Source organism: Micromonospora ureilytica, from assembly GCF_015751765.1.
GTDB classification, from domain to species: domain Bacteria; phylum Actinomycetota; class Actinomycetes; order Mycobacteriales; family Micromonosporaceae; genus Micromonospora; species Micromonospora ureilytica.
In genome coordinates this window covers 6,742,501-6,758,035 of sequence record NZ_JADOTX010000001.1, presented here as the reverse complement: position 1 = coordinate 6,758,035, position 15,535 = coordinate 6,742,501, and the positions used below count along the sequence as shown (strand labels likewise).

16 protein-coding genes are annotated in these 15,535 nt (G+C 71.2%); 2 read left to right on the top strand and 14 right to left on the bottom strand.

What is annotated here, in order from left to right; all coding sequences use genetic code 11:
* Nucleotides 1-2: 2 nt before the first annotated feature.
* The 8 genes from atpA to glyA all read right to left on the bottom strand — a co-directional run bounded on the left by atpA (nucleotide 3) and on the right by glyA (nucleotide 6,426).
* Nucleotides 3-1,655, bottom strand: coding sequence for a F0F1 ATP synthase subunit alpha (gene atpA, locus IW248_RS31080; protein WP_196929742.1), 1,653 nt, complete (start codon nucleotides 1,653-1,655; stop codon nucleotides 3-5).
* Nucleotides 1,656-1,793: 138 nt separating this feature from the next.
* A complete protein-coding gene (locus tag IW248_RS31075; RefSeq protein WP_196929741.1) occupies nucleotides 1,794-2,615 on the bottom strand; it encodes a F0F1 ATP synthase subunit delta in 822 nt (273 codons plus the stop codon).
* Nucleotides 2,615-3,154 carry a F0F1 ATP synthase subunit B gene (locus IW248_RS31070; protein WP_196929740.1) on the bottom strand — a complete coding sequence of 180 codons (540 nt, stop codon included), beginning with the start codon at nucleotides 3,152-3,154 and terminating at the stop codon, nucleotides 2,615-2,617. Before IW248_RS31070 ends, IW248_RS31075 begins: the two co-directional genes overlap by 1 nt.
* 27 nt (nucleotides 3,155-3,181) lie before the next feature.
* Entirely contained in the window at nucleotides 3,182-3,424 is a 243-nt protein-coding gene (locus IW248_RS31065) for an ATP synthase F0 subunit C (protein ID WP_196929739.1), read from the bottom strand.
* A gap of 67 nt (nucleotides 3,425-3,491) precedes the next feature.
* Nucleotides 3,492-4,289 carry a F0F1 ATP synthase subunit A gene (gene atpB / locus IW248_RS31060; protein WP_196929738.1) on the bottom strand — a complete coding sequence of 266 codons (798 nt, stop codon included), beginning with the start codon at nucleotides 4,287-4,289 and terminating at the stop codon, nucleotides 3,492-3,494.
* 11 nt (nucleotides 4,290-4,300) lie between these two features.
* Entirely contained in the window at nucleotides 4,301-4,537 is a 237-nt protein-coding gene (locus IW248_RS31055) for an AtpZ/AtpI family protein (RefSeq protein ID WP_196929737.1), read from the bottom strand.
* A gap of 181 nt (nucleotides 4,538-4,718) precedes the next feature.
* Complete coding sequence (locus tag IW248_RS31050; RefSeq protein WP_196929736.1) at nucleotides 4,719-5,144, bottom strand: hypothetical protein; 426 nt, start codon at nucleotides 5,142-5,144, stop codon at nucleotides 4,719-4,721.
* Complete coding sequence (gene glyA, locus IW248_RS31045) at nucleotides 5,137-6,426, bottom strand: serine hydroxymethyltransferase (RefSeq protein WP_196929735.1); 1,290 nt, start codon at nucleotides 6,424-6,426, stop codon at nucleotides 5,137-5,139. Before glyA ends, IW248_RS31050 begins: the two co-directional genes overlap by 8 nt.
* 35 nt (nucleotides 6,427-6,461) lie before the next feature.
* On the opposite strand from glyA, the gene IW248_RS31040 reads away from it, so the two are divergent.
* Nucleotides 6,462-7,925, top strand: coding sequence for an SDR family oxidoreductase (locus IW248_RS31040; protein WP_196929734.1), 1,464 nt, complete (start codon nucleotides 6,462-6,464; stop codon nucleotides 7,923-7,925).
* Nucleotides 7,926-7,934: 9 nt separating this feature from the next.
* Here IW248_RS31040 and IW248_RS31035 read toward each other — a convergent pair whose 3' ends face one another.
* From IW248_RS31035 to prmC, 4 genes are all read right to left on the bottom strand, one after another.
* The gene (locus tag IW248_RS31035; RefSeq protein WP_196929733.1) at nucleotides 7,935-10,046 is read right to left on the bottom strand and encodes a transglycosylase domain-containing protein; all 2,112 of its coding nucleotides are present in this window, start codon (nucleotides 10,044-10,046) and stop codon (nucleotides 7,935-7,937) included.
* Between the two features lie 106 nt (nucleotides 10,047-10,152).
* On the bottom strand, nucleotides 10,153-10,764 hold the full coding sequence (locus IW248_RS31030) for an arsenate reductase/protein-tyrosine-phosphatase family protein (RefSeq protein ID WP_124821191.1): 612 nt from the start codon (nucleotides 10,762-10,764) through the stop codon (nucleotides 10,153-10,155).
* The gene (locus IW248_RS31025; RefSeq protein WP_091406475.1) at nucleotides 10,765-11,412 is read right to left on the bottom strand and encodes an L-threonylcarbamoyladenylate synthase; all 648 of its coding nucleotides are present in this window, start codon (nucleotides 11,410-11,412) and stop codon (nucleotides 10,765-10,767) included.
* Nucleotides 11,412-12,359: a peptide chain release factor N(5)-glutamine methyltransferase gene (gene prmC, locus IW248_RS31020; RefSeq protein WP_196929732.1), complete on the bottom strand. Its 948-nt coding sequence runs from the start codon at nucleotides 12,357-12,359 to the stop codon at nucleotides 11,412-11,414. Before prmC ends, IW248_RS31025 begins: the two co-directional genes overlap by 1 nt.
* A gap of 73 nt (nucleotides 12,360-12,432) precedes the next feature.
* Between prmC and IW248_RS31015 the strand changes: the two genes are divergently transcribed.
* On the top strand, nucleotides 12,433-13,977 hold the full coding sequence (locus IW248_RS31015; RefSeq protein WP_196929731.1) for a GGDEF domain-containing protein: 1,545 nt from the start codon (nucleotides 12,433-12,435) through the stop codon (nucleotides 13,975-13,977).
* 40 nt (nucleotides 13,978-14,017) lie between these two features.
* Here IW248_RS31015 and prfA read toward each other — a convergent pair whose 3' ends face one another.
* Together prfA and rpmE are read right to left on the bottom strand one after the other, a co-directional pair.
* A complete protein-coding gene (gene prfA, locus IW248_RS31010; RefSeq protein ID WP_196929730.1) occupies nucleotides 14,018-15,106 on the bottom strand; it encodes a peptide chain release factor 1 in 1,089 nt (362 codons plus the stop codon).
* A gap of 134 nt (nucleotides 15,107-15,240) precedes the next feature.
* Complete coding sequence (rpmE, locus tag IW248_RS31005; RefSeq protein ID WP_030333150.1) at nucleotides 15,241-15,465, bottom strand: 50S ribosomal protein L31; 225 nt, start codon at nucleotides 15,463-15,465, stop codon at nucleotides 15,241-15,243.
* Nucleotides 15,466-15,535 lie beyond the last annotated feature (70 nt).

The window sequence follows — 15,535 nt, the reverse complement described above, 5'->3', positions numbered from 1 at the left end:
GATCAGCTCTCGGCCGGGCGGTCGGTCGCGCTGTCGCGGAAGCGGGTCACCGTCTCGCGGTTCTCGTCGCCCTCGAGCGGTGCGGCCGGCGCGTCGTTGACCTTGCGCTCGTCCTCCTTGCCGAGGAAGACCTGCTTGAACTCGGCGATCGCCGTATCCAGGGAGCCGATGATGTCGTCGTTCCACTGGTTGTCGGCGATTCCGGCCAGCACACCCTCGTGCTTGTGCCGCAGGTACTGGAGGAACTCCGACTCGAAGCGTCGCACCTCGCCGACCGGAATGTCGTCGAGCTTGCCCTCGACGCCGGACCAGACCGAGACGACCTCCTCCTGCACCGGGTACGGCGAGTAGTTCGGCTGCTTGAGCAGCTCCACCAGGCGGGACCCGCGGTTCAGCTGGTTCTGCGAGGCCCGGTCCAGGTCGGAGGCGAAGGCGGCGAACGCCTCCAGCTCGCGGTACTGCGCGAGGTTGAGCCGCAGCGAACCGGCGACCTTACGCATCGGCTTCACCTGCGCGGCGCCACCGACCCGGGAGACCGAGGTGCCGACGTTGATCGCCGGACGGACGCCCTGGTTGAACAGGTCGGTCTCCAGGAAGATCTGACCGTCGGTGATCGAGATGACGTTGGTCGGGATGAAGGCCGAGATGTCGTTGGCCTTCGTCTCGATGATCGGCAGACCGGTCATCGAGCCGCCACCCAGCTCGTCGGAGAGCTTCGCGCAGCGCTCCAGCAGGCGGGAGTGCAGGTAGAAGACGTCACCCGGGTACGCCTCACGGCCCGGCGGGCGACGCAGCAGCAGCGACACGGCACGGTACGCCTCGGCCTGCTTGCTCAGGTCGTCGAAGACGATCAGAACGTGCTTGCCGCCGTACATCCAGTGCTGCCCGATGGACGAGCCGGTGTACGGGGCGATGTACTTGAAGCCGGCCGGGTCGGACGCCGGGGAGGCGACGATGGTGGTGTATTCCATCGCGCCCGCCTCTTCCAGCTGGCCCTTGATCGAGGCGATCGTGGAGCCCTTCTGGCCGATGGCGACGTAGATGCAGCGAACCTGCTTCTTCGGGTCGCCGCTGCGCCAGTTGTCCCGCTGGTTGAGGATGGCGTCCAGCGCGACAGTGGTCTTGCCGGTCTTGCGGTCGCCGATGATCAGCTGCCGCTGGCCCCGGCCGATCGGCGTCATGGCGTCGATCGCCTTGATACCGGTCTGCAGCGGCTCGAACACCGACTGCCGGGCCATCACGTTCGGAGCCTGCAGCTCCAGCTCGCGGAAGCCCTCGTTGGCGATGTCGCCGAGCCCGTCGATCGGCTGGCCGAGCGCATCGACCACGCGGCCGAGGAAGGCATCGCCGACCGGAACGGAGAGCACCCGGTCGGTGCGCTTGACGCGCTGCCCCTCCGCGAGCTTGGCGGAGTCACCGAGAACGACGACGCCGATCTCCCGGACGTCGAGGTTCAACGCCACGCCCAGGGTGCCGTCCTCGAACTCCAGGAGCTCGTTGGTCTTGGTCGAGGGCAGGCCCTCGACGTGGGCGATGCCGTCGCCAGTGTCGGCGACGGTGCCGACCTCCTCGCGGGAGACGTCGGACGAGTAGGAGGAGACGTAGCGCTCCAGGGCGCCGCGGATCTCCTCCGTCGAGATGGTCAGCTCGGCCATCCTCTGCTTCCTTAAAATTCAGGGGCCCGGGATACCTAGTACCAACCGGTCCGAATGGCGTCTGTCAATCCGGGCGCTGGGCGGCAGAGCCACCCGACTGGGCGGCGCAGCCGCTCAGCCGCTGGGCGGCGGAGCCGTTCAGCGCTTCGCGAGCGCGTTGCGGCTCTCGTTGAGGCGGCGCAGGATGGTGCCGTCGTACAGGTCGGAACCGACCCGGACGCTCACGCCACCCAGGACGGCGGGGTCGACCGTCTGCTTGACGGAGACCTCTCGACCGTATATCGCGGTGAGGCTCGCACCCAGCCGACGCTCGTCCTCGTCACTCAACGGGGCCGCGACGGTCACGTATGCCACCTGCCGGTCACGCCGGTCTGCGGCGAGCTCGACCAGCCGGGTGAGCGCCCCGCTGAAGGAGCGTCCCCCGAACCCGCTCAACGCCACCTCGACGAGGCGGACGGTGACCGGGCGGGCCTTGTCGGCGAGCAGCTCGCGGGCCAGGGTGGCCCGCTGCTCGACCGGGGCGACCGGGTCGGCGAGCGTGTTGCTCAGCGCCGACTGACCGGCCACTACCTGACCGAAGCGGAACAGCTCGTCCTCGACCTCGCCCAGCTCGCCGGCCTTGTCAGCGCTGGCGAGCAGCGCCTCCACGCCCAGCCGCTCGGCGCCGCCGAGCAGCTCCGACGGTGCCGACCAACGGCCGGACACCAGCGTCACGAGCAGGTCGAGCGCGTCCGCGCCGATCCGCCCGCCCAGCATGTCGCCGAGCAGAGCGCCGCGATCCTCACCGGAACGAGCCGGCTCGGACAGCGCCCGGCGCAGCCGCGGCTCACGCCGCAGCAGACTCGCCACGGAGAGGATGGCGTCGGCGGTGGAGGCCACCGCCGACGGCTCCGCGCCGCGGACGTACGCGTCGAGGCGCTCGGCCGCGACCTTGTACGACTCCCGGCTGGCGGCCTGCATCAGCGGGCCCCCGTGCTCTCGAGGCCGCTCAGGAACCGGTCGACGGTGCCCTTACGCCGCGCCTCGTCGGCCAACGACTCGCCAACGATCTTGCTGGCCAGGTCCACCGCGATCGTGCCGACCTCCGCGCGCAGCTCGCGCACGATGGTGGCCCGCTCGGCGGCGAGCGCGTCCTTGCCCGCCTGGATGACCCGGTCGGACTCTTCCCGCGCCTTGGCGAGGATGTCCTGTCGGATCCCCTCGGCGTCGGCCCGCGCGTCGTCACGGATCTTGGCGGCGTCGGTCCGAGCCTCAGCGAGCTGGGCACGGTACTGCTCGAGCAGCTGGTTCGCCTCGGCCTGAGCGGCCTCGGCGCGCTTGATGCCGCCCTCGATCGCGTCGACCCGAGCCTGGAACGTCTGCTCCATGCGCGGGAAGACGAACTTCATCAGCACGAAGCAGAGCACGATGAAGGCGACGGACCCAACCACGATCTCCTGCCAGATCGGGATGATCGGGTTGTGCGTCGACTCACCACCCTCAGCGGCGAGGAAGTACATAAGTGACCTCCCGGTCGACGAGCGGGATCAGGAAAGCGTGCCCTGCCAGATGAAGCCGAAGGCGATGCCCAGCAGCGCGAGCGCCTCGATGACGGCGAAGCCGATCCAGACGTACGGCAGGGTCATCCGCGACGACTCCGGCTGACGCGCGGTCGACTGGATGTAGGCGGCGAAGACCAGGCCGACGCCGATGCCCGGGCCGATGGCGGCGAGGCCGTAGCCGATGGCAGCGGTGCTGCCGGAGACCTCGGCGAGAACGCTAGCGTCCATTGGTGTGGTTCCTCCTGGTTATCACGCGTGACTCTCACGCGGGACGACAACGGTTGGTGCGGGTGGATCAGTGCTCTTCGGCGAGCGCGCCCTGCACGTAGCTGGCGGTGAGGACGGTGAAGACGTAGGCCTGCAGGACGATCACCAGGAACTCAAGGAAGGTGAGCGCGATGGTCATCACCCAGGAGAGCACCGAGACCGGCGCCAGCCAGGCGTTAGCACTCAGCATCGCGAAGCCGCCGAGCGTGAAGACCAGCAGGAGCATGTGACCGGCGAACATGTTCGCGAAGAGACGAACCGCGAGCGAGAACGGCCGGACGATGAAGGTGGAGAAGAGCTCGATCGGGATCAGCAGCGGCAGGATGAACCAGGGTGCCGGCGGAACCAGAGAGTTCTTGAAGTACTTGACGAAGCCGTGCTTCTTGATGCCGATGTAGTTGAACAGCACGTAGCTGATGATCGCGAGGAACGCCGGGAACGCGATGTGCGAGTTCGGCGAGATCTGGAAGAACGGGATGATCGCGAACGCGTTCGTCAGCAGCACGAAGCAGAACAGCGTGGTGAAGTACGGCGCGAACCGCACACCCTGGTGACCGATCATGTCGACCGCGATGTTGTTGCGCACGAAGCCGTAGATCGACTCGGCGAACCACTGCTTCTTGGTCGGCACCAACTGCGGGTTCCGGTAGCTCGCCAGGAAGAAGATGATCAGGACGCCGACCGCGATCCAGACCATCGCCGTGATCTTGGTGAACCAGTAGGAGTCGTGCGCACCCCAGGGCAGGATGCTGGGCAGGTAGAAGTCCTCCACCGTGGGTGGGAATGCCGCCTGGCCCGCTGCCAGAACGTTCGCCTGTCCGAACACCGCGTCCCTTCCTAAGTAGGCGTGCCGAGTCGGCGGATGACCAGGATGATGCCCCCAGCCATACCGAGCACGACGCCGATCCCGGTGGCGACGCCGCCGGTGTCGAGCCACTGGTCAACCAGCCAGCCGATGAAACCCCACACGAGCATGCCTCCGATGAGGTAGCTGAGCGCGGTCCAACCCTGACCGGCACCGGACGGATAATCGTCCGGTTCACCGGCGGGACGGGGGGTTTGGTCACCAGCCATGACGGGGCGAACGATATCAGCCGGGAAGACGAGGCTGTGCCTCACCCCCCGCACAACCGTGGTTGTGTGGGCTTCTCGTGGGCGCCGTCGTCTGTGGGCACGCTACTCCCCTTCCGCCCGTCGGAAAATGACCGGAGGCCGACACATTGCCGCGCGTCCGAAAGGTGGGACGACCGCCAGGTCAGCTGTGCACCCGACGCGCATGCACAGTGGTGAGCCACCAGATGTGCACCGCAGTCCACACTGCCACCCCGGCGACGATGCCGAGGCAAAGAGGGATCAACCCGGGCCAACCGGTCGACGCCACCGCCACCATCACCACACCCAGCAGGCTGAACTTCAGCACGTACAGGCCCAGGCCCAGCGGCAGCAGCAACTGCGGGTTGATCCGGTCGGCCCGGGCCAGCACCACAGTGGTGAGGGTGTAGCTGAGCACTGTGACGCCCACGCCGGCCGCCGCGCCGAGCGCTGCCGTCGCGCCGCCGGTCACCCCGCCCACCACCGCGGCGACCGCGGCCAGCGCCGCCGACGCCCCGAGCAACACCGGCAGGTGCCGCAGCCGCCACCGCCGGTCGGTGTCCGGCTCGACCACCCCGGGCTCAGCCACGGGGGTACGCCGGGAACGTCGCGACCAGCTCGGCCACCTCGGCACCGAGCCGGGTCAACTCGTCAGCCCCGCCCGGAGCCCCGGGGTCGGTGCGCACCGCACGGGCGATCAGGCTCGCCACCTGGCGCAGCTCCCCCTCGCGCATGCCCTGCGTGGTGACACTCGGCGTGCCCACCCGGATGCCGGAGGCCACGATCGGGGGCTGCGGGTCGTACGGGATGGCGTTCTTGTTCAGGGTGATCGACGCGGCGTCGCAGCGGCGCTCGGCCTCGGTGCCGGTCACCCCCAGCTCCCGCAGGTCGATCAGGGCGAGGTGGGTGTCGGTGCCACCGGACACCGGGCGCATCCCCTCGTCGGCCAACCCGGCGGCGAGCGCCTGGGCGTTGCTGACCACCTGCCGGGCGTACGTCTGGAACTCCGGCTGGGCTGCCTCGCGCAGCGCGACCGCCTTGGCGGCGACCGCGTGCATCAGCGGGCCGCCCTGGGTGAACGGGAAGACCGCCTTGTCGATCCGCTGAGCCAGCGACTCACGGCACAGGATCATGCCGCCGCGCGGACCGCGCAGCACCTTGTGAGTGGTGGCGCAGACGACGTCGGCGTGCGGCACCGGGGACGGGATCGCCCGGCCGGCGACCAGGCCGATGAAGTGCGCCGCGTCCACCATCAGGTACGCGCCGACCTCGTCGGCGATCTCCCGGAAGCGCGCGAAGTCGATCAGGCGCGGGTACGCGGTGGCCCCACAGATGATCAGCTTGGGTTGGTGCGCCCGCGCCAGGTCCCGTACCTCGTCGTAGTCGATCTGCTCGGTGTCCCGCCGGACCGGGTAGCCGACCGGGTGGAACCACTTGCCGGAGAAGTTCACCCGGCTGCCGTGGGTGAGGTGCCCGCCGTGCGGCAGGTCCATCGCCAGCACCGTGTCCCCCGGCTGCACCAGCGCGGCGTACGCGGCCAGGTTGGCGCTCGCCCCGGAGTGCGGCTGGAGGTTGGCGTGCTCGGCACCGAAGAGCTCCTTGGCCCGGGCGATGCCGATCTCCTCGGCCCGGTCCACCTCGGCGCAGCCGCCGTAGTAGCGCCGGCCCGGGTAACCCTCGGCGTACTTGTTGGTCAGCGTCGAACCGAGCGCCGCCAGCACCGCCGGCGAGGTCAGATTTTCGCTGGCGATGAGCTGCAGGCCGCCCCGCAACCGGTCCAGTTCGCCGAGGACCACCTCGGCGATCTCCGGGTCGGTGGCCCTGAGCTGCGCGAAATCCGGCCCCCAGAAGGTGCTCGTCTCGGTCTCCACAGCAAACGAGTCTAGGGGGCAGCAGACTGGGACCTGTGAGATGCCTCGTCACCGGAGCGACCGGCTACATCGGCGGGCGGCTGACGCCGCTGCTGCTCGCCGACGGGCACACCGTGCGCTGCCTCGCCCGCAAGGCGGTGCGGCTGCGGGACGTGCCCTGGGCCTCGGCGGCCGAGATCGTCGAAGGAGACCTGAGTCGACCGGAGACGCTGTCCGCCGCGTTCGCCGACGTGGACGTCGCGTACTTCCTGGTGCACTCGCTGGGCCGACCCGACTTCGAGGCGGCCGACCGCACGGCCGCGACCAACTTCGCGGCGGCGGCACGCGCGGCCGGCGTACGCCGGATCGTCTACCTGGGCGGCCCGGAGCCGGCGTCCGACGCGGAGGTGCCGTCCCCACACCTGCGGTCCCGCGCCGAGGTGGGCCGGATCCTGCTGGCCAGCGGGGTGCCCACGGCGGTGCTCCGCGCCGCGGTGATCATCGGGTCCGGCTCGGCGTCGTTCGAGATGCTGCGCTACCTGACCGAACGGCTGCCCGCAATGATCACTCCGCGCTGGGTCCGCAACCGGATCCAACCGATCGCGGTCCGCGACGTGCTGCGGTACCTGGCCGGCTGCGCCGACCTGCCGGCCGAGGTCAACAGGGGCTTCGACATCGGCGGGCCGGACGTGCTGACGTTCCGCGAGATGATGCAGCGGTACGCGCGGGTGGCCGGGCTGCGCCGCCGGGTCATCGTGCCGGTCCGTCCGCTCACCCCGTCGCTCTCCTCGCACTGGGTCGGTCTGATCACCCCGGTGCCGAACAAGATCGCCCGTCCGCTGGTGGAGAGCCTGATCCACGAGGCGGTGGCCCACGAACACGACATCGCCCGCTACGTCCCGGACCCGCCCGGCGGGCTGACCGGCTTCGACGAGGCGGTGGCGCTGGCGCTGGCCAAGGTGCGCGACGCCCAGGTGGAGACCCGCTGGTCCACGGCGAGCGGCCCGGACGCGCCCGCCGAGCCGTTGCCCACCGACCCGGACTGGTCCGGCGGCACCGTCTACACCGACGTCCGGGAGCGGGCTGTCGACGCGTCACCGGCGGCGCTCTGGCGGGTCGTCGAGGGCGTCGGCGGCGAACACGGCTGGTACTCGTTCCCCCTGGCCTGGTCGATCCGAGGCTGGCTGGACCGGCTGGTCGGCGGGGTCGGGCTGCGGCGGGGCCGACGCGACCCGCACCGCCTCCAGGTCGGTGAGGCGCTGGACTTCTGGCGGGTCGAGGAGATCGTCCCGGGCGAGTTGCTGCGACTGCGCGCCGAGATGCGGCTGCCCGGCCGGGCCTGGCTGGAGATGCGGATACTGCCGGGCAGCGGCGGCGGCAGCCTCTACCAGCAGCGCGCGGTCTTCCTGCCGCGCGGCCTGGCCGGACACGCCTACTGGGGGTCGGTGGCGCCGTTCCACGCGGTGGTCTTCGGCGGAATGGTCCGCAACATAGCCCGCAACGCCGAACAAACCCGCTGACCGCCCGGGTCAGTTGCCGGCTTGGGGTTGGGCTTGGAAGGCGGTGCGTTCGCTGGGCGGGACGAAGTCGCGGACCGGTTGGTCGCGCAGGGCGAAGGCGAGCACCTCACCTACCGCGTTCACCATCTCGGCCTGCACCGCCTGACCGACCGCGTCCCGGGGATCGTCCGGGTTCGCCGCCATCGAGGCGACCGCGAGCTGCGGCGTGAACGCCACCACCGTCTCCGTCTCGTACCGTTCCGAGCTGCCGGTCTTGCCCGCCACCGGTCGGCCGAGCTTCGCCCGCAGGCCGGGTGCGGTGGCACCGTCGCAGCGCCCGTACATCGACTGGTCCCCGACCGGGCAGCGGGCCGCGTCGGTGGCCGCCCGCGCCACGTCGGCGTCGAGCACCTGTCGGCAGTCCGGCTTGGCGGCGTCGACCGGCCGGCCGCCCGAGTCGGTGATCGAGACCACCGGCAGCGGCGCGCACCAGGTCCCCTCGGCCGCCACCGTGGCGTACGCGCTGGCCAGGTCCAACGGGGTGGTCGCGGCCACGCCCAGGGTGAACGGGCCCCAGTCCTTCGCGCCGTAGCGGGCCAGCTTCGCGTCGGACTCGGCCCGCAGCACGATGCCGAGTCGCTCGGCCATCTCCACCACCCGGTCGGCGCCGACCTTCTCGGTGAGCCAGGCGAAGTACGTGTTCACCGAGCGGCCGAACGCGCTCCACATGGTGCGGGGGCCGTCCATCGACGACGGGCTGGCGTTCGCCGGGCACCACCGCCCGTCGCAACTCGCCTCCCCGGTCACCGGGAAGCGGGTGAGCAACTGGGTCGGCGCCACGAAGTCGGTCGACAGCGGCAGGCCGGACTCCAGCGCGGCCAGCAGGGTGAAGAGTTTGAACGTCGAGCCGCCCTGGTACCCCTCGATCGCGCCGCCGCCGGCGATCAACTGGTTGACGGTGTTCGGGCGGTTCTTCTGCCCGACCGGGTTGTCCGCCACGCTGTACGCGCGGTTCACCGACATCGCCAGCACCCGCCCGGTGCCCGGTTGCACCACGGCGGTGGGCACCGCCTCGGCCCTGGTCGTCGAATAGATCTTCAACACCTGCTCGGTGGTGGCCCGCTGCACGCCCGGGTCCAGTGACGACACGATGGAGAAGCCGCCCCGGCGCAGCGCGCGCTGTCGCTCGTCGGCGGTCGCCCCGAACGCGGACTGGCTGCTCCACCAGCGGGTGAACCAGTCGCAGAAGAAGCCCCAGTCGTTGTGCGCGTCGGGAACGCCCGTGCAGTCGTTCGGGGTTTCGCTGGGCCGCAGTTGCAGGGGTTCGGCGGACGCCGCCGCGGCCCTGTCCGCCGGAACCTGCCCCGACTCCACCAGCCGCTCCAACACGTACGACCGCCGGGCCACCGCGCTGTCGGCGTCGCCGTTGATCGGATCGTCGCTGTCCGGCGAACGCACCAGGCCGGCGAGCAGTGCCGCCTGGGCCAGAGTCAACTCGGCCGGAGACCGGGAGAAGTACCGCTTGCTGGCCGCCGCGATGCCGTACGCCCCGGCGCCGAAGTAGGCGATGTTGAGGTAGCGGGTCAGGATCTCGTCCTTGTCGAGCTCCCGCTCCAACGCGAGCGCGTACCGCATCTCCTGGAGTTTGCGGACGGTGGTGAGTTCGGTGGCAGCGTCCCGTTGCGTCTCGGTCAGCCGGGGGTCGTTGCTGAGCACGTTGCGGACGTACTGCATGGTCAGCGTGGAGGCGCCCTGCCGGGTCCGGCCGTCGCGCTTGTTGACTGTGAACGCGCGCACGACGCCCCGCAGGTCGACCCCGCTGTGCTGGTAGAACCGGACGTCCTCGGCTGCCACGATCGCTTGGCGCATCACCGGGGCCACCTCGTGCAGCGGCACGTCCACCCGGTCCTCCTGGTAGAAGGAGGTGATCAGGGTGGTGCCGTCGTTGGCGTAGAGGTTGGAGCGCTGCGCGGTGGGCGGCGTACGGAGTGTGTTCGGCAGCTCCGAGTACGGCGTCGACAGGGCGCTGAAGCCGATTCCGAAGACCAGGGCCGCGGGCAGTGCGGCGGCGGCCAGCACCAACCCGGCCAGCACTCCGGCGATCACCACGGTCAGCAGTTTGTCGAGTTGGGCCCGGATCATCAGCTCTCCCCGCAGGAGCCGGTCACGCTAGGACCCGTTCAGAATGACCCGGAACACCCCTTTGGCCCCGGGTTTTCCCCAAACCCGGAGGAAACTCGCACCACGCTCAGGGCAGCAGCGCGCCGGCCAGCGGGTGGACCGTCTCCTCGATCTCGTCGGCGACCCGGCTGAAGCACTGGTCGCCACGACCCCACGGGTCGTCCAGATCATCGGTGGCCAGCGCCGAAGCGCCCAGCCGCGCGTCGTGAGCCGCCGCCACCAGGGCCACGCCCCGGGCGTACACGGCCTCCGGGGTGGCGTCGCCCGACGGCAGCGCGGCGGCGTCCACCGCGGCCAGCAGCCGACCGAACTCGCCAAGCACGAACGTGCGGGCCGCCGCGTCCGGACGAAGCGCCACCACGTACTCCTGCTGGTCGGCAGTGGCGGTCAGGACCAGGTCGGCGGCGTCGATGTGGTCCGAGCGCAGCTTGCGCGCGGCGAACCCCTCCACCTCACCACCACGGCCGGTGACCTGCCGTGCCGCCGGCGGGTTCATCTCCTCGCCGGCGTGCCAACCACCAGTGCCGGCGCTGTGGCTGTGCACCAGCTCCTCGGCCTGAGCCGGGTCCTGTGCACGCCGGGTAAGCCGCTCCCGCACCGCCAGGGCGAGCAGCCGCTCCGCCATCGGCGAACGGCAGATGTTGCCCATGCAGACGTGCAGAACCGTGAACGGGGGCACTCAGACCGCCCGCCCGTCGACGAGATCCGGAACCACGTCGCGCAGCTTCTCCAAGGGGATCGCCCCGGCCCGCAACAACTGCGGCACCTCACCGGTCAGATCCACGATCGTGCTGGGCACCGGGTCCGGGCAGGGCCCGGCCTCCAGATAGGCCCGCACCGAGTAGCTGAGCTGGTCACGCGCCTCGTCGGCGGTGACCGCGGCCGGCTGGCCGGTCTTGTTGGCCGACGAGACCGCCATCGGACCGGTCTCGCGCAGCACCTCCAACGCCACCGGGTGCAGCGGCATCCGCACCGCCACCGTGCCGGTCTTGTCGCCCAGGTCCCACTGCAGGCTCGGCGAGTGCTCGACCACGATCGTCAGCGCACCCGGCCAGAACGCCTCCACCAGGTCCCGTGCGGCAGTGGGCAGCGAGAAGACCAACCCGTCCAGGGTGTGCCGCGAGCCGATCAGCACCGGTGGCGGCATCTGCCGACCCCGGCCCTTGGCATCGAGCAGCGCCTTCACCGCGTACGGGGTGAACGCATCCGCGCCGATCCCATACACGGTGTCCGTCGGGAGAACGACCAGCTCGCCGTTCTTGACCGCCTCGATCGCCGCAGCGATGCCGCGGTCCCGATCGGCGGGCGACCGGCAGTCGTAGAGCATCACGAGGAGTCAGTCTGCCACGCCGCCCCGATCGGGGCGTGCTGGCCGTCCGCCCGTCGGGACGCGGTCGCGTAGCGGGGACGCCCGGTGAGGTCCGGATGCTCCTCGACAGCGGTGAAGCCGCCGTCCTCGGCGATCAGTGCAGGCACCGCAGCACCGTGGGTGTCGTCGTGCTCGACGCCGAACACGCCTCCCGGGCGCAACAGCACCGCCGCCCGCGCGACGACCGGCCGGATCACCACCAGGCCGTCCGCGCCGCCGAAGACCGCCTCCGCCGGGTCGTGCCCGGCCACCTCCGGCGGGACCACCACGTCGTCCGGGACGTACGGCGGGTTGCAGAGCAGCACGTCCACCCGGCCCACCAGCTCCGCCAGCAGGTCCGGCGCGGTCACGTCGGCCTCGACCACCTCGATCGGCCGGTCCCCCGCCGCCGCCCGCTCTGCCGCGTTGCGCCGCAGCCAGGCCAGCGCCGCCGGGGACCGCTCCACCGCGATCACCCGTGCCCCCGGCAGCTCCTGAGCCACCGCCAGCGCGATCGCGCCCGAGCCGCTGCACAGGTCCACCACCACCGGGTCGGGCCGGCCCTGCGCCTGCTCGACGCCCCAGCCGGCCAACAGCTCGGTCTCCGGCCGGGGCACGAAGACACCCGGGCCGACCGACAGCTCCAGGTGCCGGAACCCGGCCCGACCGGTCAGGTGCTGCAACGGCTCACGCGCGGCGCGGCGGCGCGTCAACTCGTCGAGCCGCACCAGCTGGTCGTCGCCGAGGTCGTCGGCGAGAGCCAGCCGACCCCGGGGAACCCCCAGCACGTACGCCGCCAGCACCTCGGCCTCCACCCGGGCGGAGCCGACCCCGGCGGCGGCGAGCGCGCGGGCCGCTCGGGCCACCGCGGCGGACGGCCGGAGGGGGCCTGTCCCTTCGGGGGGGTGTTGCGGCAAAGTACTCACGACATAATCATGAAGCGTCGCGGGCGACGTGACGAACAGGTGCGCGCAGGCGCGCACGACAGGAGGTTGGCGGGTGGGCTGGCTCGACCGGGTCGATGACCAGGTTGACGCCCTCACGCACGCCCGGGCGTTGCAGGAGGCCAGCCGCTCCGCGGAGGCGTACGTCCTGCTGGAGCGTGTGATCCGCACCACCACCGACCCGGCGGCGCGGGCGGACGCGATGGTGCAGCGCCTCTCCGCACTGATCAATCTCGGTCGGACCGCGGAGTTCACCCGGGCCATCGAAGAGGCGTCGGCGGCGGTCCGCGACCTCGCCGAGCCCTATCTGCACGGTCACCTCAACGCGCTTGCCGCGCTCGCCGCGCACCACCAGGGCGCACTGGACCGCTGCGTCATGCACCTCGTCCGAGCGGCCCGGGCGCTGGGCGCCGTCGCCGACCCGGACCGGGACACCGCCTGGGGCTGGCACGACCTGGCCATGGCCTACAGCTACCTCAGCTTCCACGGGTACGCCCTGGGCGCCATCGAGCGGGCCCGGCAGCTCGGGCTGACCGCCGGGATCCCGGAGGAGACGTTCGCCGCGCCCGGCATCCGGCTACGCAACGCCGTGGCCCTGGACCACAACGGCGACAGCGACGGTTGTCTGCGGGTGCTCCGGGACGTGGCCGCCGACCTGACCCGCTTCGTCCGCGCCGGGCGGGCCGGCCAACTGCGCCCGAGCAGCCTCGCGGCGTACGGCTACGCGGCGGCCCGGCAGGCCGCGCTCGGCGACCAGGTGGCCACCGAAGGCCCCGAGCCGGCCCGGTTGATCAGCCACGGTGGCGACAGCGCCCGCGCCCGTGACCTGCGTCAGCTCGGGCAGGTCTGCCTTGCCGTCGCCGACGGTCGGCCGATCGAGGCGGTCGCCCGACTGGACACCGTCCAGGTGTCCAACGAGACGCTCGGGGCGGCCGAGCCGGCCCGGCTGCGCAGCATCGCGCTGACCCGCGTCGGGGACCACCTGGCAGCGCACCGGGCCGACCGGCTGGCGTTCCGGCTCGCCGCGCAGCGAAACGACCGGCTGCGCGACGTCTACATCGACGGCATCGCCGCCCGCATCGACCACGAGGAGATGCGCCGTGAGGCGGCGCGCTTCGAGGGTGAGGCGTTGACCGACCCGCTCACCGGGCTGCCCAACCGCCGCCGGCTGGAGCGGTACATCACCGCGGTGGTCACCCGTGGCGAACGGGTGGTGATCGGCGTCTGCGACCTGGACGGCTTCAAGGCGGTCAACACCCGGCACGGCCACCACTCCGGTGACCTGGTGCTCCAGCGCATCGCCGGCGTGATCAACCGGGTGATGCGCCGGCACGACTTCGTGGCCCGCTACGGCGGTGACGAGTTCGTGGTGGTGCTGCCGGACACCGGCATGACCGAGGCCGCCGAGGTGGCCCGCCGGATCGAGGCAGCGGTCCGACTGGAGGACTGGGAATCGTTGGTGCCGGGCACCCCCGTCGGGGTGAGCATCGGCTTCGCCGAGGTCTCCGGCGGCAGCGGGCTGCGCGAAGCGCTCAGCATCGCGTTCGAGCAGGCCGACCGCGAGATGCTTCGCGCCAAGACCCGCCCCCGCGCGAGCTGATTGCCCCGCGCGAGCTGATCCCCCCGCGCGAGCGGTCAGCTCAGCGGCGGGTCAACTCGGTGTCGCCGGCGAGCCGGGCGGCCCGGTCGGCCTCGGTGAGGGCGTCCAGCACCCCGTCCAGCTCGCCGCCGAGCGCCAGGTCCAGGTTGTACGCGGTGTAGCCGATCCGGTGGTCGGTGATCCGGTTCTGCGGGAAGTTGTAGGTGCGGATCCGCTCCGAGCGGTCCACGGTGCGCACCTGGGCCTTGCGCGCGTCCGAGGCGGCGGCGTCGGCCTGCTCCTGGGCGGCGGCGAGCAGCCGGGCCCGCATGATCCGCATCGCCTGCTCCCGGTTCTGCAACTGGGACTTCTCGTTCTGGCAGGAGACGACGATGCCGGTCGGCAGGTGGGTGATCCGCACCGCCGAGTCGGTGGTGTTCACCGACTGGCCACCCGGGCCGGACGAGCGGAACACGTCGATGCGCAGGTCGTTCTGGTCGATCGTGACGTCGACGTCCTCGGCCTCGGGCAGCACCAGCACCCCGGCGGCGCTGGTGTGGATCCGGCCCTGCGACTCGGTCACCGGGACACGCTGCACCCGGTGCACGCCGCCCTCCCACTTGAGCCGCGACCAGACGCCGTTGCCGCCGTCCGGCACGCCCTTGGTCTTGATCGCCAGGGAGACGTCCTTGACCCCGCCGAGGTCGGAATCCTGTGCGTCGATCACCTCGCTGACCCAGCCGTGCCGCTCGGCGTACCGGGTGTACATCCGCAGCAGGTCACCGGCGAACAGCGCCGACTCCTCGCCACCCTCACCGGCCTTGATCTCGACGATCACGTCCTTGGCGTCGTGCGGGTCGCGTGGGATGAGCAGCTCGGCGAGGCGTTCCTCCAGCACCGGCAGGGACCCGGCGATGGCGTCCGCCTCACCCGCGAAGGACGGGTCCTCGGCGGCCAGCTCGCGAGCCGCGGCCAGATCGGCGCGGGCCTGCTCCAACTCGTCGGCGGCCTTGTGCAGCGGCACCAGCTCGGCGTACCGGCGGCCGACCCTGCGCGCGGTGGCCTGGTCGGCGTGGATGGCCGGATCGGCCAACCGCTTCTCCAGCTCCGCGTACTCGTCGAGAAGGCCGGCCAGACGCTCGCTGCTCATGCTGCGGATGCTCCTTCGACGGTGCGCGACGACCGGGCCGGAGGCCGGGAGGCCAGCGGCCGGACGGAAACAGAGGGAAAAGCGGACGGCGCCCGCGTCCGGCGAAAAACCGGACGCGGGCGCCGAACGAGGAGCTACTTGGCCTTCTTGGCCTGAACCTTGGCGTACTTCTGCTGGAACTTCGCGACCCGGCCGGCGGTGTCGAGAACGCGCTGCTTACCGGTGTAGAACGGGTGGCAGGCGCTGCAGGTCTCGGCGTGGATCGCCCCGCCCTTGGCGGTGCTGCGGGTCGTGAACGTGTTGCCACAGGAGCAGCTGACCTCGGTGGTCACGTACTCCGGGTGGATGTTTGCCTTCATCGCCTCGGTCCTCTCGTTGGTGGTCGCCGGGTCGCCGTCATCACTCGTCGCGCCGTACGCGACGGGCTCG

Coding starts and splice junctions, on each gene's coding strand:
- IW248_RS31075 (WP_196929741.1), bottom strand. CDS start 2,615: ATGCAGGCCGCCAGCCGGGAGTCGTACAAGGTCGCGGCCGAGCGCCTC.
- prfA (WP_196929730.1), bottom strand. CDS start 15,106: ATGAGCAGCGAGCGTCTGGCCGGCCTTCTCGACGAGTACGCGGAGCTG.
- atpA (WP_196929742.1), bottom strand. CDS start 1,655: ATGGCCGAGCTGACCATCTCGACGGAGGAGATCCGCGGCGCCCTGGAG.
- IW248_RS31065 (WP_196929739.1), bottom strand. CDS start 3,424: ATGGACGCTAGCGTTCTCGCCGAGGTCTCCGGCAGCACCGCTGCCATC.
- IW248_RS31055 (WP_196929737.1), bottom strand. CDS start 4,537: ATGGCTGGTGACCAAACCCCCCGTCCCGCCGGTGAACCGGACGATTAT.
- IW248_RS31025 (WP_091406475.1), bottom strand. CDS start 11,412: ATGCTCTACGACTGCCGGTCGCCCGCCGATCGGGACCGCGGCATCGCT.
- IW248_RS31035 (WP_196929733.1), bottom strand. CDS start 10,046: ATGATCCGGGCCCAACTCGACAAACTGCTGACCGTGGTGATCGCCGGA.
- rpmE (WP_030333150.1), bottom strand. CDS start 15,465: ATGAAGGCAAACATCCACCCGGAGTACGTGACCACCGAGGTCAGCTGC.
- IW248_RS31070 (WP_196929740.1), bottom strand. CDS start 3,154: ATGTACTTCCTCGCCGCTGAGGGTGGTGAGTCGACGCACAACCCGATC.